The sequence below is a fragment of the Burkholderia puraquae genome (genome assembly GCF_002099195.1).
Classification (GTDB): domain Bacteria; phylum Pseudomonadota; class Gammaproteobacteria; order Burkholderiales; family Burkholderiaceae; genus Burkholderia; species Burkholderia puraquae.
In genome coordinates this window covers 482,195-508,743 of sequence record NZ_NBYX01000001.1, presented here as the reverse complement: position 1 = coordinate 508,743, position 26,549 = coordinate 482,195, and the positions used below count along the sequence as shown (strand labels likewise).

22 protein-coding genes and 1 pseudogene are annotated in these 26,549 nt (G+C 66.2%); 14 read left to right on the top strand and 9 right to left on the bottom strand.

The features are described 5' to 3' along the window. Positions 1–575: 575 nt before the first annotated feature. A complete protein-coding gene (locus B7G54_RS02305; RefSeq protein ID WP_085037566.1) occupies positions 576–1,787 on the top strand; it encodes a porin in 1,212 nt (403 codons plus the stop codon). A 400-nt stretch (positions 1,788–2,187) separates the two neighbouring features. Continuing rightward, positions 2,188–2,679: a peptidoglycan-associated lipoprotein Pal gene (gene pal / locus B7G54_RS02295; protein WP_085037565.1), complete on the top strand. Its 492-nt coding sequence runs from the start codon at positions 2,188–2,190 to the stop codon at positions 2,677–2,679. Positions 2,680–2,841: 162 nt separating this feature from the next. On the opposite strand, the gene B7G54_RS02290 is transcribed toward pal, so the two are convergent. Further along, positions 2,842–3,306 (bottom strand): hypothetical protein, encoded by a 465-nt coding sequence (locus tag B7G54_RS02290; protein WP_085037564.1) that lies wholly within the window; start codon positions 3,304–3,306, stop codon positions 2,842–2,844. A 209-nt stretch (positions 3,307–3,515) separates the two neighbouring features. Between B7G54_RS02290 and B7G54_RS38905 the strand changes: the two genes are divergently transcribed. Then, on the top strand, positions 3,516–3,683 hold the full coding sequence (locus B7G54_RS38905; RefSeq protein ID WP_165765534.1) for a hypothetical protein: 168 nt from the start codon (positions 3,516–3,518) through the stop codon (positions 3,681–3,683). Between the two features lie 89 nt (positions 3,684–3,772). On the opposite strand, the gene B7G54_RS02285 is transcribed toward B7G54_RS38905, so the two are convergent. The 3 genes from B7G54_RS02285 to B7G54_RS02275 are packed head-to-tail and all read right to left on the bottom strand — an operon-like array spanning position 3,773 to position 8,606. Continuing rightward, complete coding sequence (locus tag B7G54_RS02285) at positions 3,773–5,032, bottom strand: cytochrome c (RefSeq protein WP_085037563.1); 1,260 nt, start codon at positions 5,030–5,032, stop codon at positions 3,773–3,775. After that, on the bottom strand, positions 5,029–5,733 hold the full coding sequence (locus B7G54_RS02280; protein WP_085037562.1) for a (2Fe-2S)-binding protein: 705 nt from the start codon (positions 5,731–5,733) through the stop codon (positions 5,029–5,031). Before B7G54_RS02280 ends, B7G54_RS02285 begins: the two co-directional genes overlap by 4 nt. Then, the gene (locus tag B7G54_RS02275; RefSeq protein ID WP_085037561.1) at positions 5,730–8,606 is read right to left on the bottom strand and encodes a xanthine dehydrogenase family protein molybdopterin-binding subunit; all 2,877 of its coding nucleotides are present in this window, start codon (positions 8,604–8,606) and stop codon (positions 5,730–5,732) included. The genes B7G54_RS02280 and B7G54_RS02275 overlap by 4 nt, the downstream gene beginning before the upstream one ends. Before the next feature lie 520 nt (positions 8,607–9,126). Between B7G54_RS02275 and B7G54_RS02270 the strand changes: the two genes are divergently transcribed. Both B7G54_RS02270 and B7G54_RS02265 read left to right on the top strand, forming a co-directional pair. Continuing rightward, the gene (locus tag B7G54_RS02270) at positions 9,127–10,677 is read left to right on the top strand and encodes a sensor domain-containing diguanylate cyclase (protein ID WP_085037560.1); all 1,551 of its coding nucleotides are present in this window, start codon (positions 9,127–9,129) and stop codon (positions 10,675–10,677) included. Positions 10,678–10,935: 258 nt separating this feature from the next. Further along, entirely contained in the window at positions 10,936–11,211 is a 276-nt protein-coding gene (locus B7G54_RS02265; RefSeq protein ID WP_085037559.1) for a hypothetical protein, read from the top strand. A 381-nt stretch (positions 11,212–11,592) separates the two neighbouring features. On the opposite strand, the gene B7G54_RS02260 is transcribed toward B7G54_RS02265, so the two are convergent. Both B7G54_RS02260 and B7G54_RS02255 read right to left on the bottom strand, forming a co-directional pair. Continuing rightward, the gene (locus B7G54_RS02260; RefSeq protein WP_085037558.1) at positions 11,593–12,648 is read right to left on the bottom strand and encodes an aldo/keto reductase; all 1,056 of its coding nucleotides are present in this window, start codon (positions 12,646–12,648) and stop codon (positions 11,593–11,595) included. Positions 12,649–12,737: 89 nt separating this feature from the next. Further along, on the bottom strand, positions 12,738–13,319 hold the full coding sequence (locus B7G54_RS02255; RefSeq protein ID WP_085037557.1) for a flavodoxin family protein: 582 nt from the start codon (positions 13,317–13,319) through the stop codon (positions 12,738–12,740). A gap of 118 nt (positions 13,320–13,437) precedes the next feature. Between B7G54_RS02255 and B7G54_RS02250 the strand changes: the two genes are divergently transcribed. Together B7G54_RS02250 and B7G54_RS02245 are read left to right on the top strand one after the other, a co-directional pair. Continuing rightward, complete coding sequence (locus B7G54_RS02250) at positions 13,438–14,343, top strand: LysR family transcriptional regulator (protein WP_085037556.1); 906 nt, start codon at positions 13,438–13,440, stop codon at positions 14,341–14,343. Between the two features lie 96 nt (positions 14,344–14,439). Then, on the top strand, positions 14,440–15,474 hold the full coding sequence (locus tag B7G54_RS02245; RefSeq protein ID WP_085037555.1) for a succinylglutamate desuccinylase/aspartoacylase domain-containing protein: 1,035 nt from the start codon (positions 14,440–14,442) through the stop codon (positions 15,472–15,474). A 75-nt stretch (positions 15,475–15,549) separates the two neighbouring features. Here the strand turns inward: B7G54_RS02245 and B7G54_RS02240 are convergent, their stop codons facing one another. Then, positions 15,550–16,617: a hypothetical protein gene (locus tag B7G54_RS02240; protein ID WP_425266447.1), complete on the bottom strand. Its 1,068-nt coding sequence runs from the start codon at positions 16,615–16,617 to the stop codon at positions 15,550–15,552. Between the two features lie 216 nt (positions 16,618–16,833). Then, positions 16,834–17,163 (bottom strand): DUF7660 family protein, encoded by a 330-nt coding sequence (locus tag B7G54_RS02235; protein ID WP_085037553.1) that lies wholly within the window; start codon positions 17,161–17,163, stop codon positions 16,834–16,836. Between the two features lie 622 nt (positions 17,164–17,785). Here B7G54_RS02235 and B7G54_RS38490 point away from each other — a divergent pair. Further along, positions 17,786–18,373, top strand: a complete 588-nt coding sequence (locus tag B7G54_RS38490; protein ID WP_133059135.1) for a hypothetical protein — start codon at positions 17,786–17,788, stop codon at positions 18,371–18,373. 36 nt (positions 18,374–18,409) lie between these two features. Here B7G54_RS38490 and B7G54_RS02230 read toward each other — a convergent pair. Continuing rightward, positions 18,410–18,732 (bottom strand): annotated as a pseudogene (locus tag B7G54_RS02230) (IS21 family transposase); the annotation flags it as partial. Positions 18,733–19,191: 459 nt separating this feature from the next. Between B7G54_RS02230 and B7G54_RS02225 the strand changes: the two are divergent. The 6 genes from B7G54_RS02225 to B7G54_RS39945 all read left to right on the top strand — a co-directional run bounded on the left by B7G54_RS02225 (position 19,192) and on the right by B7G54_RS39945 (position 26,537). Next, positions 19,192–20,115: a recombination-associated protein RdgC gene (locus tag B7G54_RS02225; protein ID WP_085037552.1), complete on the top strand. Its 924-nt coding sequence runs from the start codon at positions 19,192–19,194 to the stop codon at positions 20,113–20,115. Positions 20,116–20,606: 491 nt separating this feature from the next. Next, positions 20,607–21,167: a GNAT family N-acetyltransferase gene (locus tag B7G54_RS02220; protein WP_085037551.1), complete on the top strand. Its 561-nt coding sequence runs from the start codon at positions 20,607–20,609 to the stop codon at positions 21,165–21,167. Positions 21,168–21,241: 74 nt separating this feature from the next. Next, complete coding sequence (locus tag B7G54_RS02215) at positions 21,242–22,195, top strand: ABC transporter substrate-binding protein (protein ID WP_085037550.1); 954 nt, start codon at positions 21,242–21,244, stop codon at positions 22,193–22,195. Positions 22,196–22,269: 74 nt separating this feature from the next. Next, a complete protein-coding gene (locus tag B7G54_RS02210) occupies positions 22,270–23,319 on the top strand; it encodes an LLM class flavin-dependent oxidoreductase (protein WP_085037549.1) in 1,050 nt (349 codons plus the stop codon). Between the two features lie 10 nt (positions 23,320–23,329). After that, a complete protein-coding gene (locus tag B7G54_RS02205; RefSeq protein ID WP_085037548.1) occupies positions 23,330–24,682 on the top strand; it encodes an LLM class flavin-dependent oxidoreductase in 1,353 nt (450 codons plus the stop codon). A gap of 64 nt (positions 24,683–24,746) precedes the next feature. Next, the gene (locus B7G54_RS39945) at positions 24,747–26,537 is read left to right on the top strand and encodes an amino acid ABC transporter permease/ATP-binding protein (protein ID WP_085037547.1); all 1,791 of its coding nucleotides are present in this window, start codon (positions 24,747–24,749) and stop codon (positions 26,535–26,537) included. The last annotated feature ends 12 nt before the right edge of the window (positions 26,538–26,549 follow it).

Sequence of the window (26,549 nt, the reverse complement as noted above, 5' to 3'; positions counted from 1 at the left end):
GGCGCGGGGCCGGTCTTCGGGCGCCGGCCCCGAGCGCGGGCGTACACGCGCATCCTCCTGTTGCCGCCGCGCCGCGTTCGCGTCAATGCGCGGCTGCGTCCGGCAGCGGCAGCCCCGACACCACCACCCCGGCGAACGGCCTGAAGCAGGCAACCCGATCGGTATCGCGCGGCCTGCCGCGAACGTCCCGTACCCGTCGTGTCCGAACGGCGACTCGACGACGAAGTCACCCTCCCCGCCCCCGCCTGGAACGCGTCGAACCCGATCCGCATGACATCGGGCACAAAGTGCCGATCGTTGTCGACGTCATGCCACCGCGCCCGCACGCGCGTCGTCGCGACGCAATACCGCATCGTGCCGGCCATGGCCTCGGGATCGCACGGCGCGCCCGGATATGCCGATGGCCGGCCGCCGCGCCCGCTGGCTGAACGACGACCGGTTTCCGCCTCGCCACGATTCTGCGCGATTTCGCAGAGGACCTTTCCTGTGCAACGCCTTAATCGACCGCCGCGCGATCTCCAATAATGGCCGCTCGATCCGCCGGCCACCGGGCCGGGAAAACGATAAAAACTCCTATGCATTCCTACAAAATGAACAAGCACGCGAGCACTCGACTTGCGGGGACCGCCATTGCCACCTGCCTGGCCGCCCTCGCGTCGGGCGGCGTACATGCACAGAGCAGCGTGACGCTGTACGGCCTGATCGACACGTCGATCACCTACGCGACCAACCAGCGCACGCACGGCGCCGGCTCGCCGGGCAGCGGCGCCGTCGCGATGACGAGCGGTGCGCTGAACGCGTCGCGCTGGGGGCTGCGCGGCCGCGAGGATCTCGGCGGCGGAATGGCCGCGGTCTTCACGCTCGAGAACGGCTTCTCGGGCACCACCGGCGCGCTGTCGCAGAAAGGCGTCGACCTGTTCGGCCGCCAGGCATGGATCGGCTTGAGTTCGAAGACAGCCGGCACGCTCACGTTCGGCCGCCAGTACGACCTGATTCTCGATTTCGTGACGCCGCTCGGCGCGTCCGGCCCCGGCTGGGGCGGCAACCTCGCGGTGCATCCGTACGACAACGACGATTCGAACCGCAACCTCCGCATCAACCATGCGGTGAAGTACACGAGCCCGACGTACCGCGGGCTGACGTTCGGCGCGATGTACGGGTTCTCGAACACGGCCGGCCAGTTCGCCAACAACGCGGCGTGGAGCGCGGGCGTGTCATATGCGAACGGGCCGCTGAAGCTGGGTGCCGGCTACCTGAAGATCAGCCGCGACCGCAATGCGCCGAACCCGAATGGCGCGCTCAGCACGGTCGACGGCTCGGCGACGATCACGGGCGGCAACCAGCAGATCTGGGCCGCGGCCGGTCGCTATGCGTTCGGGCCGCATTCGGTCGGGGCCGCGTGGTCGCACTCGACCACCGACGGCGTGACGGGTGTGCTCCAGGGCGGCGGCATCGCGCCGCTGAAGGGTGAATCGCTGGTGTTCGACAACTTCACGGTCGACGGGCGCTTCTTCGTCACGCGTGCGTTGAGCCTCTCGGCCGCGTACACGTACACGATGGGCCGCTTCGACACGCGCACCGGCCAGACACGCCCGAAATGGAACCAGGTCGTGGCACAAGCCGACTATGCGCTGTCGAAGCGCACCGATGCGTATCTCGAAGGCGTCTACCAGAGCGTGAGCGGCGGCAACGGCAATCCCGCGTTCAACGCGACCGTGTGGACGCTGACGCCGTCGGCGAACAGCAACCAGGTCGTCGTCGCACTGGGGCTGCGGCACAAGTTCTGACGACGCGGCGCGGCACAACGCTGCTGCGCTGACCGCATGCGGCATGCCGCGTGTATTTCCAGCATCGCGCGATCGTGATGCCTCGAGCCAAAAAGGCCGCGCCCGCGCGGCCTTTTCGCTGTGGGATCGACCGGCGCGACGGCAAGAATGTCGCCCGGACTGTGGCGTCGGCGCAAAAAATGCGGAGAAACTGGTCACGCTGTGACATTTTTCCTAATCTGTTTGCAGCGACGCCGTGATTTGGCGTTCCGGTCGCGACACTCTTTCATATGGCGCACCACCGGCTTACGAACATGATTCACGTCGTAGGTGCCGGACCTTTCGCGCCGTTGCGGCCGGATACGGGCGTGCCAATCGCACGCCCCACGCGTTCAACGCAGTCAACCGCTGGAGACGAACGATGAGCAAAACGAACCGATTTGCGGTCCTGGCAACCGTGGTGCTGCTGGCCGGTTGCCACCACGCGGCCAAGACACCCGAGAATGCCGGCATGGCGCCGACGCCCTCGAGCGAAGCCGTCGCAACGGTGACGGCCGACGAACTCAATAATCCGAACAGCCCGCTCGCGAAGCGCAGCATCTACTTCGATTTCGACCAGTACTCCGTCAAGCCCGAATACCAGTCGCTGCTGCAGGCGCACGCCGACTACCTGCGCAGCCATCCGGCGCGGCACGTGCTGATCCAGGGCAACACCGACGAACGCGGCACGTCCGAATACAACCTCGCGCTCGGCCAGCGCCGTTCGCAGGCCGTGATGAGCGGGCTCGAAACGCTCGGCGTGCCGGCCACGCAACTCGAGGCGGTCAGCCTCGGCAAGGAAAAGCCGGTCGCGCTCGGCCACGACGAGGATTCGTGGGCACAGAACCGCCGCGCCGATCTCGTCTATCGTTGATCGCGGGCCGCCGCGACGGCGGCTGCTCCTTCCGGAACGGCATGGCATGGCATGGCATGGCAGCCCGCAGGCCGCAGAAGCGGCCGCGCGGTGCCGCCTGCGGTCCGTACGGTGCATGCACACGATCGACCCGAAGGCGGCCAATAGCACACCGCTTCGCGTTCAACGCCGGCGTTCGAGCCGCCGATGCAGCCAGTGCGACATCACGGCCGATGTCACGATCGCATCGAGCGTGGCGATCTCGTTGATGCCGCCGAACTTGTCGGATTTCATCAGGTAAATCACGAGTTCGACGAAGCCGAACATCGCGCCAGCGCCGACGGCCATCCCCAGCAGCACGAACCAGCGCCGCCGGATCCGCGTGCCGATTGCGCCCATGATGCCGCCCGCGACCGTCGCGGGCAGGAAATAGCCGAATACGAACGACGCGATAAAAATCATCGGCACCATGCCGGCGGTGACTTTCAGGACGTCCCACGACGGGCCGTCGATCAGCGACCATGCGATCAGCATCACGGCCGGCCAGACGAGCGATGCGACCAGCGGGCCGCCGACGGCAAACGACACGCAGCCGAGGACGACAGGATGGGACGGACGCGACTGAGGACGTTCGGAGATGGCACTCATGTTTTTTTGTCGTCGGGATCGGAATGGCGGCGTGCCGGAGTGTACCAAGGCACGGTGCGATGGCTCCGATCCGGCCCCCTCGCATTCGACGATCCGCAAGCAAAAAACATGGAATAAACGACCCGCCCGAAACGTTTCGTCAGCGCGCAGACGCACGGTTCACGCGAACCGGCCTTTCCCGCGGCCTGCGCGTTGCAAGGAGGCGGAAAATGAAATCGGCAACGTTGGCCGCGGCGCTGATCGCGGCGCTGGTGCTCGTGCTGTCGGCAGGATGTACGTCGTCGGGTGGCGGCGTTTCGCAAGGACCGGGCATGAGCCGGTACGGCGGCGGTGGCGCGGGAGGCGGTGGGGGTGGCGGAGGTGGCGGCGGCTACTGAAGAACCGCCGCAAAGAATCGGGCGACGCGTCGCGCGCGAGCACCGGAAACCGGCTGACTCGCGCGCGACGCCCCGCCCTGCAGCATGCCTTAACGCATGGCCTTCACGTCGGCCGGCGTGACGCTCGCGGGCTGGCCGCCCCACGTCGCACGCAGGTAGTTCGCGAGCTGAGCGAGTTCGTCGTCGCTCAGCGTGTGCGCGAAACCGGGCATCGGCTGCAGGTTCTCGAACCCGGCAAACTTCTGCTCGCCGATGCCGTCGAGCATCGCGACCAGCAGGTTGCGCGGGTCGCCCTGGCGCACCGTCGAATTGCCGTTCATCGGCACCGCCACGTGCGGTTTGCCTTCGCCGTTGAAGCCGTGACAGCCCGCGCAGACCGCGAGATACACCGAGCGGCCGGCCGCGAGTTGCGCGGCGTCCGCCGACACCGGCTTCACCGGTTGCGGTGCAGGCGGCGTGTCGCCCAGCAGGTACACGGACAGCGCGCGCAGGTCGTCCTTCGTCATGTATTGCGTACTCAGGTGCACGACCGGGTACATCTCGCCGAAGGCCGAGCCTTGCGGCGCGATGCCGACGCCGAAGAACGTCTGCAGGTCGGTGCCCGTCCAGCCACGCGCGGCCAGGCCGGCCGGCGTGATGTCGGGCGCGGCCACGCGGCCGAGCGCCGCGCCGGCGAACGGCTTCGCGCTGTCGAGCTGCCCCGTGAACGCGCGCGGCGTGTGGCATTCCGCGCAGTGGCCGAGCGCGCCCGCCAGATAGCGGCCGCGCTGCCAGTCGGCGGACTGGCCCGTCGATGCATCGGGCAGGCTGTCCTTCAGGAACACCATGTCCCAGAAGACCATCCCGAAACGCAGGTTGTACGGGAACTTCAGCTCGTGCTCGCGGTTCTCCTGCGCGACCGGCCTGACGGTCTTCAGGTACGCGTACATCGCGTCGGAATCGGCACGCGTGAGCTGCCGGTACGACGTGTACGGCATCGACGGATACAGGCGCTTGCCCGGCGCCTTGCCGTCGTGCAGCGCGGCATAGAAATCGTCCGCGCTCCAGCTGCCGATCCCGTGATCCTTGTCGGGCGTGATGTTCGAGCCGTAGAACGTGCCGAACGGCGATTCGAGCGCCGCGCCGCCGGCGAACGGCGCGCCGTCCTTCGCGGTGTGGCACGCGGCGCAGTCGGCGGCCTTGACGAGATAGCGGCCGCGCGCGATCTGGTCGGCGCCGGGCGCGCCCGAAGCCGCGTTCGGGGCCGGTGCGTCGTGGCCGCCGCACGCGGCGAGCAGCAGCGCGCAGGCTGCAGCGAGCACCGGCAGGCCCGCCGCCCGCGCGACACGATGAGCGAATGTGCGTTTCATGCGGTGTCCTTCACGAGTCCCGGCGTCGTCAGCACCACGTCCTTGACGGCTTCGTAGTAGCGGACATAGCCCGTGCAGCGGCAGAGGTGCGCATCGAGCGCCTCGGTGATCGTGCGTTCGACGTCGGCTTTCGCAATCGGCTCGCGCTTCAGGCGTTCGATCAGCACGGTTGCCGCATTGACGAAGCCCGGCGTGCAATAGCCGCACTGGAAGCTGAAGTGCTCGAGGAACTTCTGCTGGATCGGCGACAGCTCGACCACTTCGCCCGCTTCGTTGCGCTTCGCGTGGCCTTCGATCGTGCGGATCGAGCGGCCGTGGAAGAAGTGCGCGCCGGTGATGCACGTGCGCATTTCCTCGCTCGTGCCGTCCGGCTTGTCGACGATCACGACGCACGCGTGGCAGATGCCCTGCCCGCAGCCAAGCCGCGAGCCGGTGAGGCCCGCGTACTCGTGCAGGAACTCGATCATCATCAGCCCTTCCGGCACCTGCATCGGGCCGACGGACTTGCCGTTGATGTTCACCGACAGCGGCTTCTGCTGGAACCGGACGAGCGGACGCTCGACGGCGGCCGGCGCCGATGCCGGCGCAGCCGGCGCGGAAGGAATGGATGCCGGTGCGGCCGAAGCTGCCGCCGGCGCGGAAGCGCCGGTCGCAGCGGCGCTGGCGCTCGCGGCCGAAGCCGCGGTTTGGGCGGTCGTCATGCGAGCACCTCCTGAATCTTTTGCGGGGTCACCGGCAGGTCGGTGAAACGATGGCCGATCGCGTGCGCGATGCCGTTCACGATCGCGCCGACGACGGGGATCATCACCACTTCGGCAACGCCCTTCGGCGGGTCGGTTTCGGACAGCGGCGGCAGCACGTCGCCCGTCTGCGTCCAGACGGCGACGTCGGACGCGCGCGGCAGCTGGTAACGGTTGAAGTTCCACGTGCCGTTGCCCGGGCCGTCTTCATACAGCGGCAGGTACTCGTGCAGCGCGTGGCCGATACCCATCGCGAGACCGCCCTGCAACTGGCCCGACACGAGCTGCGGCGAAATCTGGTTGCCGCATTCCATGATCGAGTGATGCGTGAGCAGCTCGACCTTGCCGGTCGCTTCGTGCACGGCCAGCTCGACCAGCGTGCCGACTGCCGTGTAGTACGTGACGGCCGCGTTGTTGCGGCTCGTCGGCGGGATGAACACGCGCTTGCGATCCAGCACGCGGTAACCGTTCGCGGTCGGCGCCAGCGTGCCGCGCATCGCGGTCGCGCCGGCCGGCGCGGCGGTGCCGGGCACCGGGCCGTTGTCGCCCGTCTTCGGCGTGCCGACACGCAGCGACAGCCCGTCGATCGGCAAACGCTCGACCGTGCCGCCCACTTCGAACTCGGCGTCGGTCCACTGCCAGCGGTTGAACACGTGCACCACGGCACCGGTCGGCAGGCCGAGTGCATGCGCCTGCTTCGCGAGCTGTTCGAACGACAGCGGCTCGAGGCCGTCGGCGGTCAGCTTGCCGTCGACCCAGCGCGCGTCCTCGATGCGGATCGTGTACGGCGCGGCCTGGCCGCCGCCGAGGCCGCGCGTCCAGATCGACATCGCCGCCGGCCACAGGCCATAGCGGAACACGGCGCGCGCGGCTTCGCGCGTGCTGTGCGTGAAGTAGTACGCGGAGTTCGTCGCGCTCGACGGCGACGCATAGCCCGGCGACCAGCGCGGGTTCGCGCTCAGCCGGTCCTGGTCGGCCTGCGACATGATGTACGGATCGCCGCTGGTCTCGACCGGCAGGTCCGGCCATTCGGTCACGGCCACGCGCACGTCCGTCGCCGGGCGGCCCAGCCATTTCGCGACCGCGACGGCTTGCGACGTCGACATCCCGGTGCCGATCTCGGCCGCCGTGTGCTGCAGCGACACCTTGCCGTTCTCGTCGAACTCGACCTTCGCGAACGACGCTTCCGCGCCCGTACCGAAATCCTTCTGCACGCATGCGAAGCCGACGCCGTAGCGCTTGCCCGGGTTCGCGGCCTCGAATTCGGCCTTGCGTGCGGCGCGGCGCGTCCACAGCGGATGCTGCTTCGAACGCTCCAGCACCTCGTCGACGCGCAACGCGCCGGCGGGAATCGCGCCTTGCGTGTTCTTCATCCCCGAACGCAGCGCGTTGCGCAGGCGGAACTCGATCGGGTCGATGTTCAGCTGCGCGGCGATCTCGTCGACCGCCATCTCGGTCGCCGCCATGCTCTGCAGCGTGCCGTAGCCGCGCGCGGAGCCGGCATCGATCGCACGCGATGCGATGGCAACTGCGGCCAGGTCGCTCTTCGGGAAGTAGTAGATCGATTGCGCGGCCGTTGCGCCGACCATCGCGACCGACGGCGAGAAGTTCGAGCGCCCGCCGCCGTTCGCTTCGAAGTCGCCCTTGAACGATTGCAGCAGGCCCGTGTTGCGGTCCACCGCGATCCGGTAGTGCATCTTGAACGCGTGACGCTTCAGCGACGTCTGGAACTGCTCGTAGCGATCGTTCGCGAAACGCACCGGGCGGCCGTCCGCGTACAGCGCGCAGACGAGGCCGTAGAACGGCACGTTGAAGTGATCCTTCGAGCCGTAGCCGACCGTGTAGCACGGATGCACGAACAGCTTCTTCACCGGGAAGCGGCACTTCGCGACCATCGCGGCCGCGTTCTCCGCCACTTCGAGCGGCGACTGGGTCGGCACGACGAGGTGCAGCGACTGCGTCGCGGTGTCGTACCAGCAGTTCGCGTTGTCCGGCTCGAGCGCGGACGTGTCGACCGACTGCGTGTTGTACTCGCGGTCGAACACGAGCCAGTCGGCCGACGGATGGTCGAGCTCGCTGGCGATCTGCCCGGCGAGGAACATGCCCTGCTCGTCGAGCTTGCCGTGCTCCTTGCCGTCCGGCCAGACCGGCAGGTGCTTGCGCATCATGCTCGGGAAGATCGGCGCATCCTTCAGGCTCGAATAGACGTCGTCGTCATAGGCCGTCTTGCCGCCCACGCGCACATAGCGGAAGGTGCCCCACGGATCGCGCTCGAGCGGGCCCGTGACCGCGCCGTAGCGGATCACGTCGTCGCGGAACTTGAGCGCGTTCTTCGCGAAGCGGAAGCGCGCGAAGTCGTGGTAGATGAGGATCGCGACCGCATGGCCGAGATACGCGGGCGTCTTGCCGGCCGGCAGCAACATGTCGTCGCCGTAGAACGTCGGGAACGCGACGCCGTCGCGCGCGAGATCGTCGGCCGTGACCACGCGGTCCGGCTTCAGGTCGTCGCCGAGCAGCGACAGGTCGAAGCCTTCGTAGGTGCGGTCGGCCTGCGTGACGCGCAGGATCAGCGCATGCGACTGCTGCTGCGGCCAGTGCGGCATGTCGGCGGCGCGCACGTCACGGGCGAACACTTTCGAGCCCGTGACCTTCGCGATGCCGTCGATGCGGAATTGGGGGATGCCGGTGACGCTATCCCATTTGACGGGGGTGAGGAGTTTTTCTTCGAAGAGCGCCGCGAATGCGCGGCTGCCCAGGGGCGCGACATACACTGCGACGCCCGCCAGCACGCTGGCTTTCAGAAAACCCCGCCGTGACAGGCCGTGGTTTTTCATTGGGGGGAACCTCCTGATGCGGCTCGGACGACGATCGGGTGTCGCGACGTTCGGAGCGGCGCGCATTCTGGCATTGTTTTAGATATATCGCCTATAGTATTTCTCGCATGAAATACTTATTGAATTTCTTATAACGGTATTCAGCCGGGCTGCGACAGCCGGTCGCGGGAGGCGATTCGATCGCGTCGCGTGCCCGTTTGCAGCGATTTCGATCGTGTCGAGCGCACACGGCGGACACGCGCCCGGTGCAGGGTGACCGGCCTCCTGTCCGTCGCCGCGCCGCGATCCATTCGCAACGATGCTGCCGCGGCGTTGGCGAATGCGCAAGACTTTCGCCGACGTGGTTGACGACTACTGGCCGGCGCCGCCGGCTTGCCCCGACATGGCCCCCGGCCCTCCGCGCCGCCCGTATTTCATGGTAATGTCGTGCGCATCCGGCTGGGCCGGGCCTCCGCCATGTGCCGTGCGGGCGCCGCCAGCCATCGCGCCATCACGCGACATCGTGTCGAGGTTAAAAACCATGGCAGTCAGGGCATCTCTCCTGCACTCCGTTCTCGCCACTCCCCCCTCCGGCAACCACCGTGTGACGGTCGCGCTGCGCCCGTCGATGCTCGTTACCCTGTTCGAGGACGTCCGCCCGATGGCGCTCTCCGGGCTCGCGAGCGGCTTCGTCGCGGCCATCGCACTGATCCGGCTGCAGCAGCTCTGGTGCCTCGCATGGCTGATCGTCGACGCCGGCCTGCTCATCGCACGGCTCTCGATCGCACGTGCGTACACGGTTCAGCGCGACACCGGCGACGACCGCGCCGAGTACTGGGCAATGCGCTATGCCCCCGTGTCGCTCGTCGCGTGCTTCGTGCTCGGCCTCGGCGTGATGGGCTGCGTGCAGGCCGCCGACGTCGAACTCGGCACGCTGTCGGTGATGGTTGCGGGCGGTGTATTCGGCGGGATCGCATCGCGCAATTCGGCGCTGCCGCGGCTCGCGATGATGCAGGTCACGCTCGGCGTGCTGCCGATCGGCGTCGGTGCGCTGCTGGCCCACCGGTCGGGCGCGTGGCTGCTGCTGCCGCCGCTCGCGATCTATCTCGCCGCGATGCGCACGGTCGTCCAGCGTCACTATCGCGTGCTCGTCGCGCTGATCGCCGCGCGCCAGCGCAATGCCGAACTCGTCGCGCGCTTCGACGCCGCGCTCACCTACATGCCGCACGGCCTGTGCATGATCGACGGCGAGCGCCGCGTGATCGTCGCGAACCGGCGCACCGCGCAACTGTTCGGCTCGCCGCGCGAGATCATGCTCGATACGCCGCTGCCCGCCGTCGTCGCGGCGCTCGGCGCGAACGACGCGACCGATCCCGGCGGCGCCAGTCTCGCCGCGCAGTGCGAAGTCTGGCTGACCTGCGACGAACCCGTGCCACTCGACGTCGTGCTCGCCGACGGCCGCCAGCTCGAACTGACGCGCCACCGCGTGCCGGACGGCAACACGGTGATCATCGTCGAAGACGTCACAGCGCGCCGCCAGACCGAGCAGCACATCCGGCATCTCGCACGGCACGATGCGCTGACGGGTTTGCCGAACCGCCACGAACTGCATGCCGAGCTCAAGCGGATGCTCGCGCGCCGGCCGCGCATGCCCGGCCCCTCGCTCGCCGTCATGTATCTCGACCTCGACGGCTTCAAGGCGATCAACGACCGGTTCGGCCACCAGGCCGGCGACGACGTGCTGACGCAGGTCGCCGAGCGGCTCGGCAAGACGCTGCCGCCCGGCGAACTCGCCGCGCGAATCGGCGGCGACGAGTTCGTCGTCGCGCTCGACGACACGACGATGCACGCGTGCTCGCTCCTCGCCACGCGCATCATCCGGCAGATCTCGGCGCCGTACACGCTGTCGATCGGCGAGACGGTGAGCCTGGGGATCAGCATCGGCATCGCGCTCGACGACGGGCACGGTTCCCCCGATGAACTGATCCGGCAGGCCGACAGCGCGCTGTACGAAGCGAAGTCGGCCGGCAAGGGAATCTACCGCTTCTATTCGAGCGGCAGCAGCCGGGTCACGCCGGCCACCGCGAACTGACGCGGCGGCGCACGCCCGCTGCGCCGCCCTCCTTTCTCCCGCCTCCGCCGCCTCCCGACGATTCAATTCCGAAACGCCTTGCATGGCCGCACGTGGTGGCGCGCGTTCGCGTGTCACGTGACGTGTTCCGTAACATCGCCGTTCGTCACCCCTGACGTTGACGGCAGAAGCCGGCACGATCGACGCAGCGCAAGGCCTTTCAAGCCTGGCACTTTTATTGCTCCCTGTCAGGGAAACAGGTTGTCAGGGAGACCCAACATGAATACCGTCGAAGTCCTCAGCCGCAGCGAAACCATCGACGAACTGGATGTGATCGACGGCGCATCGCTGATCCGCCGGCTCGTGTCAGAGCGCCGCATACCGGCCGCACGCGAAGCCCGCTGCGTCGACAATCCGCCGCTGACGCTGTACGGCGCATTTCGCCAGGGCATCGCCGATCATGGCGCGCGCCGCGCGAATCCGTATCGCGCCGGCAGCCGTTTCTGGGCACTGTGGGAAGAAGGGCGTCTCGAAGCTGAAACATCGGGCCGGTAAGCCGGCTGCGCGCGCCGGCCCTGTCGCAGCAAGGGGCCAGCGCGAAATCCGGTACACGAATGCAGCCGGCCGCGCGCCGGCATGCGCTCATCGCTGCAACATCCCGGTGGTCTCGCGTGTCGTCCTCGGCGATCACCATGAACCTGCCGCGGCTGGCGAAGCAACGAGGTCACTTCGCCGGTCGCCGCCGCCCGACTGATGCGGCACCCCCGGCTGCCTCCCGCTGGTGGGCGGCTTCCGAAACATCGGCTCGCACCTCACGAATACACTCTGCCCGCTCGAACACCGATCGCCAGGGGCCGCCATGCGGTCGCCGACGAGCGCGCGCAGTTCGATAACGGGCGGTTTGCAACGACCCGGCTCGAACGTGGCGTCACCGTCCTATTTCGACGCGACGCCCGTGAAAGGCTGCGGCACCCTGCCCGCGTCCTGACGATCGACCATCCAGCCAGGATAGGCGGGCGGCAACGCACTCACGGCGTCCAGACGTGCAAGCTCGTCCCCGGTCAGGACGATATCGACCGCGCCGAGATTGTCTTCGAGCTGCTCGACCCGTTTGGCGCCGATGATGACGCTCGTGACATGCGGCTTCGCAAGCAGCCAGGCAAGCGCGATCCGGGCAACCGAGACCCCATGCGCGTCGGCGATGGCGCGCATCGCGGCAACGCACGGCCACGCGCGCTCGAGGTCGACCGGCGGAAAGTCGAAATGGCTACGTCGCGAGCCTGCCTCGGTCGGCGCGCCGGGGCCGAACTTCCCCGAAAGCAGCCCGCCGGCGAGCGGCGACCACACGAGGAGGCCCATCTGCTCGTCGATCGCGAGCGGCACCAGTTCGCGCTCCACGTCCCGTCCGGCGATCGAATAGTAGGCCTGCAGCGTCTCGAAGCGCGTCGCATGGAGCCCCTGGCTGAGGCCGAGCGCCTTGCCGATTTTTCCGGCGCGCCAGTTCGAGACGCCGACATAGCGAACCAGCCCCTGACGCGTCAGATCGTCGAGCGCCCGCAACGTCTCTTCGACCGGCGTGACGGAATCGCTGGCGTGTATCTGGTAAAGGTCGATATGGTCGACCTGGAGGCGTTCCAGGCTTCGCTGCACGGAATCCATGATGTGGCCGCGCGACGCCCCCTGATCGTTGGGCTTCGGGCTCATCGCGCCGGCCGTCTTGGTCGCCAGCACGATCTCGTTGCGCGGGACGCCGAGATCCCGGAGCGCCTGTCCGACGAGGCGTTCGGACTGGCCGAACGAGTAGATGTCGGCGGTATCGATGAAGTTGATTCCCGCGTCCAGTCCACGGGAAATCAGTCGGGTCGCGTCGCGCTGATCCAGCGTGCCGATCGCCGCCCACATGCCGGCATCCGCACTGCCGCCCAGCGTCATCGTGCCGAGACACAGCTCCGAGACGTACAGGCCGGTGCGGCCCAGTCGCTTGTATTTCATGGTCGTTTTCCTTCAGGCTCGGCGGGAAAAAATGCGGCGGCGTCCGGTCCGGCGCACCGCGCACCCAGGGACTTCAGTTGATGGTTGATTCAGCGCTGCCCGGCCCGAAACTGCCCGGCGATCGTCGCGACGCGTGCGCCATAGCGGCGTGCCGTCTCGAGATCCCCCGGCGACATCTCGTCAGGCGACGCATCGGCCGGCGTCTGCGCCATCGGCGCGATATAGGAGCCCATGCGGTTCAGGTCGTCACGCGCCGACGCCTTCAGGTTCGCCGGCTTGATGTCCATGCTCACCCAGATACCCCCGTGCTGCCCGGCCAGCAGGACGAAGTATTCGAGCGTATTGAGCTTGTCGCCGTTGATGCTCGCGCTGTTGGTAAAGCCGCCGAAGATCTTGTTGCGCCACGCGCCGTCGAACCAGGCTTTGGACGACGCATCGGCGAACTTCTTGAACTGCCAGCTGGGCCCGCCCATGTAGGTCGGCGAGCCGAACAGGATCGCATCGGCGCCGGCCAGCGTGTCCCACGCGTCCTCTGCAATGTTGCCGTCGGCGTCGATGGCGACGAGCACGGCGGCGGCCCCCTCGGCGACCGCCGCGGCCAGCCGTTGAGTATGTCCATAGCCGGAGTGGTAGACCACGGCCGTCTTAACCGGGGAAGCGTGTTGCGTCATGGTTGTGCCCTTCCATTGAGGTTGTCGTCGGGTGACGACATCGGGAAGCACTCTACTGGGTCGCAACTGGGTTATAAATGACGGCCGATTGAACGTTCTGTTACTCCGTGAGTGAACAATGCAAAACCTCGATGCACTTTTGATCTTTGCGCGTGTCGCCGAAATGACGAGCTTCACGCGTGCGGCCGAAAGCCTGGGTATCCAGAAGGGACGTGTCTCGATGGTGGTCCGTCAACTCGAGCGCGACGTGGGGGTTGCGCTGCTGCATCGAACTACGCGGAGCGTGCAGCTGACCGACGACGGCCGCGCGTTCTATTCGCGCGCACGGGACCTGCTGGCCGACGTCCAGGAACTGCAGTCGATGTTCTCCCGCGACGGCACCCGCCTCCGGGGAAGGTTGCGCGTCGACATGCCGACCGAGCTGGCACGCAGCGTCGTGGTTCCCGCGCTCCCGCAGCTGATGGCGGCACATCCGGAGCTGGAACTGGAGCTATCGAGCACCGATCGGCGTGTCGATCTCGTGCAGGAAGGATTCGATTGCGTGATCCGCCTGGGTCCGATCGTGGACGAGACGCTGATTGCCCGGCCGTTGGGCCGGCTGCGCATGATCAATGCGGCAAGCCCCGGTTATCTGGCACGGCATGGCGTACCGCACACGCTCGACGATCTGCTCCGCCACGGACACCGGATGGTCCACTACTCGCTGACGCTCGGTGCCAGACATGCCGGCTGGGAATATCCGAGCGGCGACGGCTATGCGACGCTTGCGCTGCCGAGCGCGATGCAGGTCAACAACGTGCAGACCTATCACGCGGCCGGGCTTGCCGGCATCGGGCTGATCCAGGCCGGCTATTCAGGGGTCGCCAGCCACGTCGCAAGCGGCGCGCTGGTAGAGGTGCTGCCCGACCTGCGCCCGGAACCGCTCTCCGCGTCGCTCGTCGTGGCCCATCGGCGCAATCTCTCGCCGCGCGTCCGGGCGTTCATGGACTGGATCGAACGGGTATTGGCGCCGTATTTCGATTGAGGGCGTGCGCACGTTCGGCGTTGCACGCGCCCGGCGCGCCGCGCCACAGCCGTTTCCCGATAAGATGGCAGATTCCGTTCATCGAACGACGCTGCCATGACCGCCTCCTCCTCACACCGAAATCCCATTCACTGCGAAATCGATCTCGACGCGCCAGGCAAGCACGCGGGCTACCTGCGGCTGCCGCACTCGGTACACCGCTCGGCATATGGCTGGCTGCCGATCCCGATCGCGTCGATCCGCAACGGCGACGGCCCCGTCGCGCTCGTGATGGCCGGCAACCACGGCGACGAGTACGAAGGCCAGATCATCGTGTCGCAACTGATCCGCGAGATCGAACCCGAGATGGTCAGCGGGCAGTTGATCCTGCTGCCGATGGCGAATTTCCCGGCGGCGGATGCGGGCCTGCGCGTGTCGCCGCTCGACGAAGGCAACCTGAACCGCAGCTTCCCCGGCGACCCGACCGGCACGCCGACGCAGATGATCGCCCACTACATCGAGCACGCGCTGCTGTCGCGCGCGCAGTATCTGGTCGACCTGCACTCGGGCGGCAGCTCGCTGCTGTACCAGGGCGGCAACATGCTCGCGATCGATCCGCTCGACGCAGACGAAGCCGCGAAGCTCAACGGGCTGCTGGTCGCGTTCGGGTTGCAGAATGCGCTGCTGCATGCGCCGAATCCCGTGCATTCGGCGTCGGCTGCGCGCCGGCAAGGGGCGATCTCGATCGTCACCGAACTCGGCGGTGCCGGCATGGCCGATCCGTCATTGATCCGACTCGGCCGCCATGGCCTGCTGCATTACCTCGGCTATATCGGACTGCTGCACGGCGCGCTCGTGCCCGACGCACCGCCCACCGTCACGCGTTTCATGCGCGTCGACGGCGATCGCCATTTCGTCTATGCGTACGAGCGCGGGCTGTATGAGCCGCTTGTCGAACTCGGCGATCAGGTGAAGGCCGGCCAGCCGGCCGCGTGGGTGCATTTCCCCGATACGCCGTTGCGCGAACCGGTGCTGCACCGGTTCAAGGGGGATGGTGAGGTGGTGTGCAAGCGCGTGCCCGCGCAGGTGCAGCGGGGAGATTGTTTGTTTCAGCTGGCGGAGCTATCGACACCGCCGCGTGTCATCGAGTGATGCACCCGGCGGATTCAGCAACGCTTCGCTGACGTCGCTCGCCGGCGCCCGTGCATATGGCAGGCACGCTGGCCGTCAGCCGGACGACCCCGGCAACTCGTTTCCCTGCGCAGCACCGCATTGATGGCAATGCGGGAAGAAAAAGAAATTCCGTCCGCCGCATTCGCATACGTTGAAAAGCCTCAACCCGCAATGCACGCAGAACGTGGAATCGTCGCCGCCGAGATTCCATTGTTTGTCGCATGACGGGCAGCGCTTTTTTTCGAGTGACCGGACGGCTTTTTCGTATCCGATCGTGCGCGCGCGTGCGCCCTGATCCTGCTGCAATTCGAGCCGTTTGCGTTCGGCATAGCGCTGAAATGCCTTCATCATGTAAAGGCCGGCGAATACCGTGAGCGCAATGCCGACCAGAACCCGGACATAGCCGCCGAAATTCGGCAGGTACGGAACCAGTTCGATGAAAAACGCGCTCAGTGCGAACAGGCCGAAACCATATACGAAAGGCCAGTAGCGCGCCTTGCGGTAGCGGATGAACAGCCAGATCGCAACCAGCAGGATCGGCAACGTCAATGCAAGCCGCAGCCCGAACACCTGCATCTCGTAGTGCCGGGTTGCGTCGTCGAAGCGCTTCTCCGCAGCAGCGTCCGCCTCGGCGATTTGCGCGTCCACCTGCGTCTGTTGCGATGCGAGTGCTCGTTGCTGGTCGGCGATCGCATCGATCTGATGCTGCCAGTCGACCACCACCGCCTGCAGCGTATCGAGCTTGTGCGTTCTCGCGAGAATGTCCGGGTCTCTCGCACTGTCTCCCGTGACCGATCGGGTGGCCAGCCAGTTGCGGAAACTTTCCTTCTCGGCCGCGTACTCCTTCGCCGCGCGGCTGCGCGCCACCTCCATCGTGTCGACCTTCTCGACGAGCGCGTCCCGCTGCGCCTGTAGCTGTCGCCGCGCTGCATCCAGCCGCGCTTTTGCCGGAGCGTCGGCGAATTGCTCGATGACCGGCGGGCCGCCGCTCGGCGCGAACGCCATGTCGCGGATCACGAGGCTGCCGAGCATGTTCAGAAAGACCGCGAAGACGATCGCGATCACCCATGACGCGAGTCGCAGGAGCCGCGCCGGGCTGGTCAGGCCGTCGCCGGAAGTCATCATTGTTTTTTGCCCTCTGTTGGAATGGTTTTCATTGTCGTCAATCTCGATACAACCGTCGATTGTCTCTTTCTCGCCGATTTTAGCCCGGCGCCGCTCCGATGCCGCATGCCGACCCGAAACGGTCATGCATCGTTCTGGACAGGGGGCATTCACTCAAGCAATTGACACCGCCTGACCACGCGAAGCCGCACCACTACAAATCGGACGAGTAGCTTACTCATAGATCTTGCCTGCCATCAAAATGTCAGCGGCGCGGCGCCAAGGATTTTCCGACGGTGTGTAATATTTCAATCCCTTCGTGGACGCATTTGCCCATGCGCACGAGGCCTCCAGGAAGGAGCCGATGGAACCATTTTCCCAGCCCAATGCACCCCTGGAATAGGGTGATGAAGGCGTGGTTGCTTCGATTTCTGCTTCAGTGAACCAGTCAGTCGCAAGATGCGCCAGAAATTCCACGAAGGAGCGCTCATCGGAAACTTGCTCCAGTGCGTCTCTTAGCTTCGTCGCCATTTCGGTTTTCAACTTGCGTTGTTTGTGTTCCATGCTGCGCCTTTTCTCGACACTTTGAGCAGAGATTGTCACTGATCCGGCGCATAACGTCGAACGTCTCAAAGTGGCCGAACGCGGCCGGCCGCTGCCCTGCAACGCGCGACCGACGCAGATCGACCCGGAGCGATCGTTGAGTGAGTTGCTCCGAACGTCTCAAAACCTTGTAGAAGAGCGGCCGTCCTTCCCCCGATTACGTATCGCGGAGCGAGTGCGCCACATCGCGCGATGCGAGCAAAAAATTGTGGAATCTGCTTCCCAGTTAACCTCCCTCGTCGCACGTCGAAACCAGATGTATGTCGTGTCGACGTTTCCAGACGTTATGCCGCCCCATCAGGACCTACGCCGCGTAGCGCTTGTTCCTTGACATCGCAGCATCGAGTTACCTATTGTGTGATGAATGCAAGCCGCTTTCCAAACGTGTCCTTTAGGGATTCTTCCCGTTAGTACAATCAAAACGTGATCGGCTACTGAAATGGCAACACGGGATGCGGCAGGGTGCACCACACTAACGTGGACACAATTAATTTCGGGATCGAGCAGAGTTTGCACAATTTCAGATTGACTTATGGAGCAATCCAGATTGCCTTCCAGCGCAAACTGTCATCAGGAGTGGATAATGAGCACCGATCTGGCAAAGCGTCCCCTACTTAGAATTGTTGGCGGCCTGATGGAGGCTTCGAATTCAAAGTCTACAGCCCCGTTCGTGACAATAAGCTCATGGGGAGTTCAGACACCTCTGCACCACCATATCGGCGGAGTCTATTGCTACACGAAGGCGTATGGAAGCTCTTACGGCAGGCTATCCATTTATTTAAGTCAAGACGAGAGCTTAGACATGGTCGTCGGCGGCAAAATGTGGGCAAATAACGACTCTTCAAGCAACACGCCGGTAGAAGAGTTCAGCTGGGGCTATACCGGCTCCGATGCAAGCGTCATAAAATCTGCATTTTCTGGATATGGATGGAGTTCTACTTACAAGCACGGCTATGTGAGCTGCGATCTTTACATGCTCACAAATCCATCGGGGGCAGGCCCAATTGGAGGAAGGTATTATTCAACCAACAATACTTCAACTGCGACCAAAGTGACAGAGACCTTCTGGGGGCTCTCGGATGGAAACGAGGTCGGGCTATTCAACGGATACAACTACAGCGCCGCCTACAAAGAAGGTTACGGCTACGCGACAATCGTCCTGCCGAAATGACGAGGTAGAGCAGTGGACTGCGTCGTTGGCACGCAAGCCGTACCGCTTGGCCAGGTCGAGCAACTCAGCGTGCCAGCGGTGTTGACCGTAGCCATACGCATCGCGCTCGACAACGATGGTCTTGGCGTTGTCGTAAAGGATCTCGCGAGGAACACTGTCCAAGGCGCCGAACAGTGCATGATGGTATGAGGACCGGCTTCTCGGCGGAAGACAACGAAATCGCACGGCATCTGCCGACAGGGCTCGGTCTCGAACCTCACGAGCGGGTCCGGCTTCGGCACGAATTTGTGCGCATTCATGAAAACCTGCAGGCTTCGCAACTGACCATCGTAGCCGTGCGCATGCAACTCGCGCAGCAACCGTAGACCGAAATAAAGCCGTCACCGTTTGCGAAGCAAAGATGTCAATTCGGCAGGCACCGGACATCGGCAACATGAATGGAATTCCTCGTGCATTCTTGAAGTTATTCGCTGCGCAATATAATTGTCACCGGCCGTGGCGTCGCGAAGCCCGCTGTCAACACCCTTCCGCCTTGTCACGGCGAGCGCGGTCATGATGATGTGTTGCGCCGATCACCAGTTTCGGCTCGCAATCGCACGGTCGCGACAAAAAAGATATTTTTATCCCGATAACATTTTCCTCTGCAACGTCGATATTCGTGCGTCACATCGAATGGCGGGTCTGGGGCGAGCCGGATGGCTCGATACGACCCTGAACGGTCGGAACCGTTTCTGCGTACCGAACATCTAACCCCCGACGCGCATCATGGCCGCGAACCGCCGCCGTCATATAGAATGACGCGCTTTGCCCGTACTCCCATGTGGTTCAAGAACCTTCAGCTTCATCGTCTTCCCGCCCCTTGGGCCGTCACCCCCGACCAGATGGAAAAATGGCTGGCGCCTCACGCGTTCCAGCCCGGCAGCAGCGTCGAAATGCAGCGTGCCGGATGGGCGTCGCCGCGTGACGACGGCGCGCTCGTGTACTCGAACAACCGGCAGATGCTGCTGCTGTTTCGTGCCGAAAAGAAGCTGCTGCCGGCGTCCGTCATCAATCAGGTCACCAAAGCGCGTGCGCTCGAAGTCGAAGAGCAGCAGGGCTTCAAGGTCGGCCGAAAGCAACTACGCGAGCTCAAGGAGCAGGTGACCGACGAACTGCTGCCGCGCGCGTTCAGCATTCGCCGCGATACCCGCGTGTGGATCGATACGGCGAACGGCTGGCTCGTCATCGATGCGGCCGCACAGGCGCTTGCCGACGACGTGCGCAGTCTCCTCGTCAAATCCATCGACACGTTGCCGCTCGCCGGCGTTCAGGTGGCCCGTTCGCCGGTGGCCTCGATGACGGACTGGCTGCTGTCGGGCGACGCGCCGGGCGGCTTCACCGTGGACCAGGACGCCGAGTTGCGCTCGAGCGGCGAAGGCGGCGCCACGGTGCGATACGTCGGCCACGCGCTGGAAGCGAACGACATGCGCCGGCACATCGAAGCCGGCAAACAATGCATGCGCCTCGCGATGACCTGGGATGACCGAATCTCGTTCGTGCTGACACCGTCGCTGACGATCAAGCGCGTCACGCCGCTCGACGTGATCAAGGAAGCGGCGGATCCCACCGCGCAAAATGACGACGAACGCTTCGATTCGGATTTCACGTTGATGACGGGGGAATTGGCGCGAATGCTGACCGATCTCGTCGATATCCTGGGTGGCGATCAGCACGACTCGATGCGTCAAGCCGCAGCCGCCTGAACGCCGTCGTCGGCGGCGATCATCGCCCTGCGATAGCGGGGCTTCGCGTTGACGCGACCATTCGAGGAGGACCGTCGCCGCCCTGGCGGCGGATCGCGGCCGCGTGCTCGCGCGCGTGAAATGGCAACCGCGAATCGGCATGACCGGCAGGCCATCGAAACAACGACACCCCGCCAGTCCACGGCAGTCATCCATCGCATCCACGTATCGAACGGGCGCGGCTCCCCACCCCGCCCGTTCGCCCCACCCCACTCCCCCTGCAAGCCTTCTTACACCGCCCGCGAAATCCTTATCGCAATTGCTTCGTTCGCCTTTGCCGGCCGCGCCGCTAACGTGTTCAAAACGGCGGCGGCCCGCCATCTGCATCGCAGCAGGATACGCACCGGCCGCCGTCATCACGACAACTGCGTCGCGATAACGGAACAGACCGGACGGGCCGCGTGCCCGCACCCCGCCAGGAACGTCCGCATCGCGCGCCCTTCGCGATGCCCATGGCCACGACCGACCGCATCATCGACACGACGCCGCTCGACGTCCGCGCGCAACCGCTGATCGACGCACTGATCGACGAGTATTCGACCCGTTACAACGCGTATCGCCCCGACAGCCGGGCGTCGGCCCGCGATGAGCTCGCACGCTACCCGGCCGAGCTGTTCGCGCCGCCCGAAGGCGCTTTCGTGCTGTTGCTGCGCGACGGCGAAACGATCGGCGGCGGCGCGTTCAAGCGCTACGACGCGCAGACCGCCGAGCTCAAGCGCATCTGGACCCGCACGGACCTGCGCCGCCAGGGCCTGGCCCGCCTCATCGTCGAGGCACTCGAACTGCGCGCCGCGCAGCAAGGCTATCGCCGCCTCTACCTGACCACCGGCTTTCGCCAGCCCGAAGCGTGGGCACTGTACGACCGCACCGGCTATACGCGGCTGTTCGATTCATCGATCGACCCTGAAGCGTATTTCCACCTGCGTTTCGGCAAGGACCTCGTCGATCCGTCGCGCACGTCGACGCTGGCCGACCTGTGGGCGCCCGTACCCGAACCGGTGCTGCCGCGCTGAGCGCACGGCGTCCCGCCTTCCACGTCGCACGTTCCGCTTTCCACGACTCCACGATTCCACGACAGGACGTTTTCATGCAACGAGCCGTACCGCTTTCATTTCGCACCGTGCGCACGCTGGCCGCCGCCTTGATCGGCCTGACCGCCTTCGCCACCGCGACGGTAGCCGCCGCCGCGACGTTCGACCTGAGCCCCGAGCAGCGTGGCCGCCCGCGCGGCGCAGCCGACGCGGCCGTCGAACGCGCGGTGCCCGCGTCGTTCAGGTTCGCCGAGCCCGGCACGCTGACGATCGGCATCGCGCCGAGCCTGCCGCCAATCAGTTCGTATGCGACCGACGCACGCACGGTGATCGGCTTCGACGCCGACGTCGGCCAGCTCGTGTCCGACAGCCTCGGCCGCAAGCTGAAGATCGTCGCGCTCGCATGGGCCGACTGGCCGCTCGCGCTCGAATCGGGGAAAGTCGACGCGGTGATCTCGAACGTCACCGTCACCGAGGAACGCAAGCAGAAATTCGATTTCTCGACCTATCGCAAGGACCAGGTCGGCTTCTACGTGCGCAACGACAGCAAGATCCAGGCGATCCGCGAGCCGAAGGACGTCGCGGGGCTGCGTGTCGTGACCGACGCCGGCACCAACCAGGAAAAGATCCTGCTCGCGTGGGATCGCGAGAACGTCGCGCACGGGCTGAAACCCGTGCAGATCCAGTACTACGACGACCAGGCGATGCGCATCGTCGCCGTGCAGTCGGGCCGCGCCGATGCCGTGTTCAGCGTGAACTCCGTGCTCGCGTACCAGAGCGCGCAGCAAGGCAAGACGCGCCTCGTCGGCGCAATCAGCGGCGGCTGGCCGCGCACGGCCGACATCGCGATCGCGACGCGCCGCGGCAGCGGGCTCGCCGATCCGCTCACCGTCGCGCTGAACGGGTTGATCAAGAGCGGCCGCTACCAGCAGGTGCTCGACCGCTGGAACCTCGCATCGGAAGCGATCGACCAGTCGCGCACGAATCCGCCGGGGCTGCCGAAGAGCTGAGCGCCGCGCCAGCCCACCGTCCATTCACGCTCGCTTCTCGCTCACTTCACGCTCACGCAGGAACGCCGCCCATCATGTCTTACTCGCTTTCGTTGCTGGACAAGAGTCCGATCGCCGACGGCGCGAACGCCGCCGACGCGCTGCGCTTCACCACGACGCTCGCGCAGCGCGCCGAACAGCTCGGCTACGAGCGCTTCTGGGTCGCCGAGCATCACGGCACGCCGGCTTTCGCGAGCTCGGCGCCGGAGATCGTCGTCGCGCACCTGCTCGCGCACACGTCGCGCATCCGCGTCGGCTCGGGCGGCGTGATGCTGCAGCACTACAGCCCGTTCAAGGTCGCGGAGACGTTCAAGGTACTGGCCGCGCTCGCACCGGGCCGCGTCGATCTCGGCATCGGCAAGGCGCCCGGCGGGTTGCCGCTGACCACGCGCGCGCTGCAGTGGTTCCACGACAAGGCGCGCAAGCCGGACTTCGCGGGCCAGTTGGCGGAACTCGACGCCTTTCTCGGCTGGGGCGTCGCCGAAGATCACCCGCTCGCCGGCGCGGTCGCACTGCCCGTGCCGCCGCAGCCGCCCGAACGGATCCTGCTCGGCGGCTCGCCGGACAGCGGCGCGCTCGCCGCGCGCAACGGCTGGCGCTTCTGCTACGCGGGGCATTTCAACGGCGACGACGCGAACCTCGAACGCTCGCTGGACGCGTACCGCAGCGCGGGCGGCACCCGGCCGCTGGTCGCGCTGTATGCGGTGGCCGCGCCGACGCGCGACGAGGCCGAGCAACTGATCGGGCCGCTGAAGATCTTCAAGCTGCAGTTTGCGGGCGGCCAGAGCTTCAACCTGGCCAGCGCGCAGGCGGCCGCCGAGTTCGCGCGGCAAAGCGGCGCGTCCGACTACCGGATCGACGAGTTGCGCCCGACGGTACTCGCCGATACACCCGAGCGCATCCACCGCGCGCTCGACGCATTGAGCCGGCGGCTCGACGTCGATGCGTTCGTGATCGATTCGCCGGTGACCGACTACGCGGCACGCCTCGCGTCGGCCGAATGGCTCGGCGGCGCACTGTCGGCCACGCCGTTGCAGGCGGCCCTCGCGGCCGGCCGCTCCCTTACCCCTGACCAGAACGCGTGACGCTCCCATCATGACGACCCGACGATCGATCCCCTTCGGCCTGATGCTGCAAGGCGCAGGCAGCCACATGAACGCTTGGCGGCATCCGAGCAACCCGCCCGACGCGAGCATCAACCTCGATTTCGCGATCGGCATCGCACGCCAGGCGGAAGCCGCCGGCATCGCGTTCGCGTTCGTCGCGGACGGCCTCTACATCAACGAGAAGTCGATCCCGCACTTCCTGAACCGCTTCGAGCCGCTCACCGTGCTGTCGGCGCTCGCGGTCGCGACGAAGAAGATCGGGCTCGCGGGCACGATCTCGACGTCGTACAGCGAGCCGTTCACGGTCGCGCGCCAGCTCGCGTCGCTCGACGCGATCAGCGGCGGGCGCGCGGGCTGGAACGTCGTGACGACACCGCTCGAAGGCACCGCGAAGAATTTCGGCAAGGCGCATCCCGATCACGAACTGCGCTACGAGATCGCCGACGAATACCTCGACGTCGTGCAGGGCCTGTGGGACAGCTGGGACGATGACGCATTCGTGCGCGACCGCGCGACCGGGCGCTTCTTCGATCGCGACAAGCTCCATACGCTCGATCACCACGGCCGCTTCTTCCAGGTTGCAGGCCCGCTCAACATCCAGCGCTCGCCGCAGGGCCAGCCGGTGATCTTCCAGGCCGGTTCGTCCGACACCGGCATCGGGCTCGCGGGCAAGTATGCGGATGCCGTGTTCACGCATTCGCCGTCGCTCGACGAAACGGCCGCGTTCACGCGGCGCGTGAAGCAGAGCGCGATCGAGCACGGCCGGCAAGGCAGCGACGTGAAGATCTTCCCCGGCATCGGGCCGATCGTCGGCCGCACGGCTGCCGAGGCCGAAGACAAATACCAGGCGATCCGTAACCTGCTGACGATCGACGAGGCGCTCGCGTATCTCGGCCGCTATTTCGATCACCACGATTTCACGCAGTACGCACTCGATGCGCCGTTCCCGGAACTCGGCGAGCTCGGCCGCAACAGCTTCCGCTCGACCACCGACCGGATCAAGGCCGACGCGAAACAGAAAGGCCTGTCGCTGCGCGAGACGGCGCTCGCGGTCGCCACGCCGCGCCCGAACTTCATCGGCACGGCCGAGCAGGTCGCCGACGAGCTGATCCGCTGGCACGACGCCGGTGCCGGCGACGGTTTCATCCTCGGCTTTGCGGTGCAGGCGCAGGGCGTCGCGGATTTCGTCGAACTCGTGATCCCCGTGCTCGAGGCACGCGGCCGCTATAGCCGCGACCTGCCCGGTGCGACGCTGCGCGACCACCTCGGCCTGCCGCGCAAGGCCAGCCGCCATGCGGCGCCTGGCGCCTCGCACGAAACGGCGGCCGAAGCGCACGCCTGACACCCGCTGCCGCGCCGCCCGTGCGCGGCGCGCCCGCCCGACCGATTCGAGGATTTCCACCGACATGAGCGACACGACCCACCTCGGCGGCGCACTGCCGCCGCTCTCTTCCCCCGGCGCGCGCGACGCCGGCACGCGTTTCCGGATCGTGCCCGCGCGCCACCGGTCGCGCACGGCCGGCACCGTGCTCGCCGTCGCGCTGATCGCGATCGTCCTGCATTCGATCCTCGGCAACCCGCAATGGGGCTGGCCGGTGTTCGCCGAATGGTTCCTGTCGCCGCCGGTGCTGTCGGGGCTCGCGCGCACGCTGGTGCTGACGCTGCTCGGCGCGGTGTTCGGCCTCGTGCTCGGCGCGTTCGTCGCGCTGGCCCGGCTGTCGCGTTCGCGGCTGCTGTCGGCGAGCGCGTGGACCTTCGTGTGGCTGTTCCGTTCGATTCCGCTGATCGTGCTGCTGCTGATCCTGAACAACCTCGGCTACCTGTACGAGCATGTACGGCTCGGCGTGCCGTTCACCGATATCGTGTGGTTCGACACGCCGACGACCGACCTGATCAGCCCGTTCCTCGCGGCCGTGCTCGGCCTCACGCTGCACCACGCGGCGTTTTCCGCCGAGGTGATCCGCGGCGGCATTCTCGCAGTCGATCAGGGCCAGCTCGAAGCGGCCGCCGCGCTCGGGCTGCCGCGCGGCCGCCAGACCACGCGGATCGTGCTGCCGCAGGCGATGCGCGCGATCCTGCCCACCGCGTTCAACGACCTGATCATGCTCGCGAAAGGCACGTCGATGGTCTACGTGCTCGCGATGCCGGAGCTGTTCTATACGGTGCAGGTGATCTATCGCCGCAATCTCGAAGTGATTCCGCTGCTGATGGTCGCCACCGTCTGGTACCTGATCATCCTGACCGTGCTGTCGGCCATCCAGGTGCAGGTCGAGCGGCACTATGCGCGCGGGGCGCTGCGCAACCCGCCGCCGTCCGTCATCACGTTTGCGCTCGCGCGTCTCGGCGTGCTGTGGCGGCGCGTCGCGTCCCGTCACGCGGCATCGGTCGCGCAGGCTCACGGCGATGGCGACGCCGCGACCGCCGTCGCACCGCGCGCCGGCGGCGAAGTGGCCGTGCATGGCGTATCGAAGCAGTTCGGCATGCAGCGCGTGCTCGACAACGTGTCGTTCGTCGCGCCGCGCGGCAGCGTGACCGTGATCGTCGGGCCGTCGGGCTCGGGCAAGTCGACGCTGCTGCGCACGATCAATCATCTCGAACGTGTCGACGACGGCTTCATCGACATCGACGGCGAACTGATCGGCTATCGCCGCGACGGCGACGTGCTCTACGAGCTGAAGGAACGCGACGTGCTGGCCCGGCGCACGGCCGTCGGGATGGTGTTCCAGAACTTCAACCTGTTCCCGCACCTGACGGTGCTCGAGAACCTGGTCGAGGCGCCGGTCGTCGTCGGCGGCGTCACACGCGACGCGGCCGAGCGCATCGCCCGCACGCTGCTCGCGCGCGTCGGCCTCGCGGATAAAGCCGATGCGTACCCTCGCCAGTTGTCCGGCGGCCAGCAGCAGCGCGTCGCGATCGCGCGGGCGCTCGCGTTGCGCCCGAAGGTGCTGCTGTTCGACGAGCCGACGTCGGCGCTCGATCCCGAGCTCGTCAACGAGGTGCTCGACGTGATCAAGGAACTCGTGCGCTCGGGCACGACGCTCGTGATCGTCACGCACGAGATCGGCTTCGCACGCGAAGTCGCGGACAACGTGCTGTTCATGGAGCGCGGGCGCATCGTCGAAGCCGGGCCGCCGGCCGTCGTGCTCGACGCGCCGACGCATCCGCGCACGCGCGAGTTCCTGTCGCGGGTGCTGTGATGCGCGCTGCTC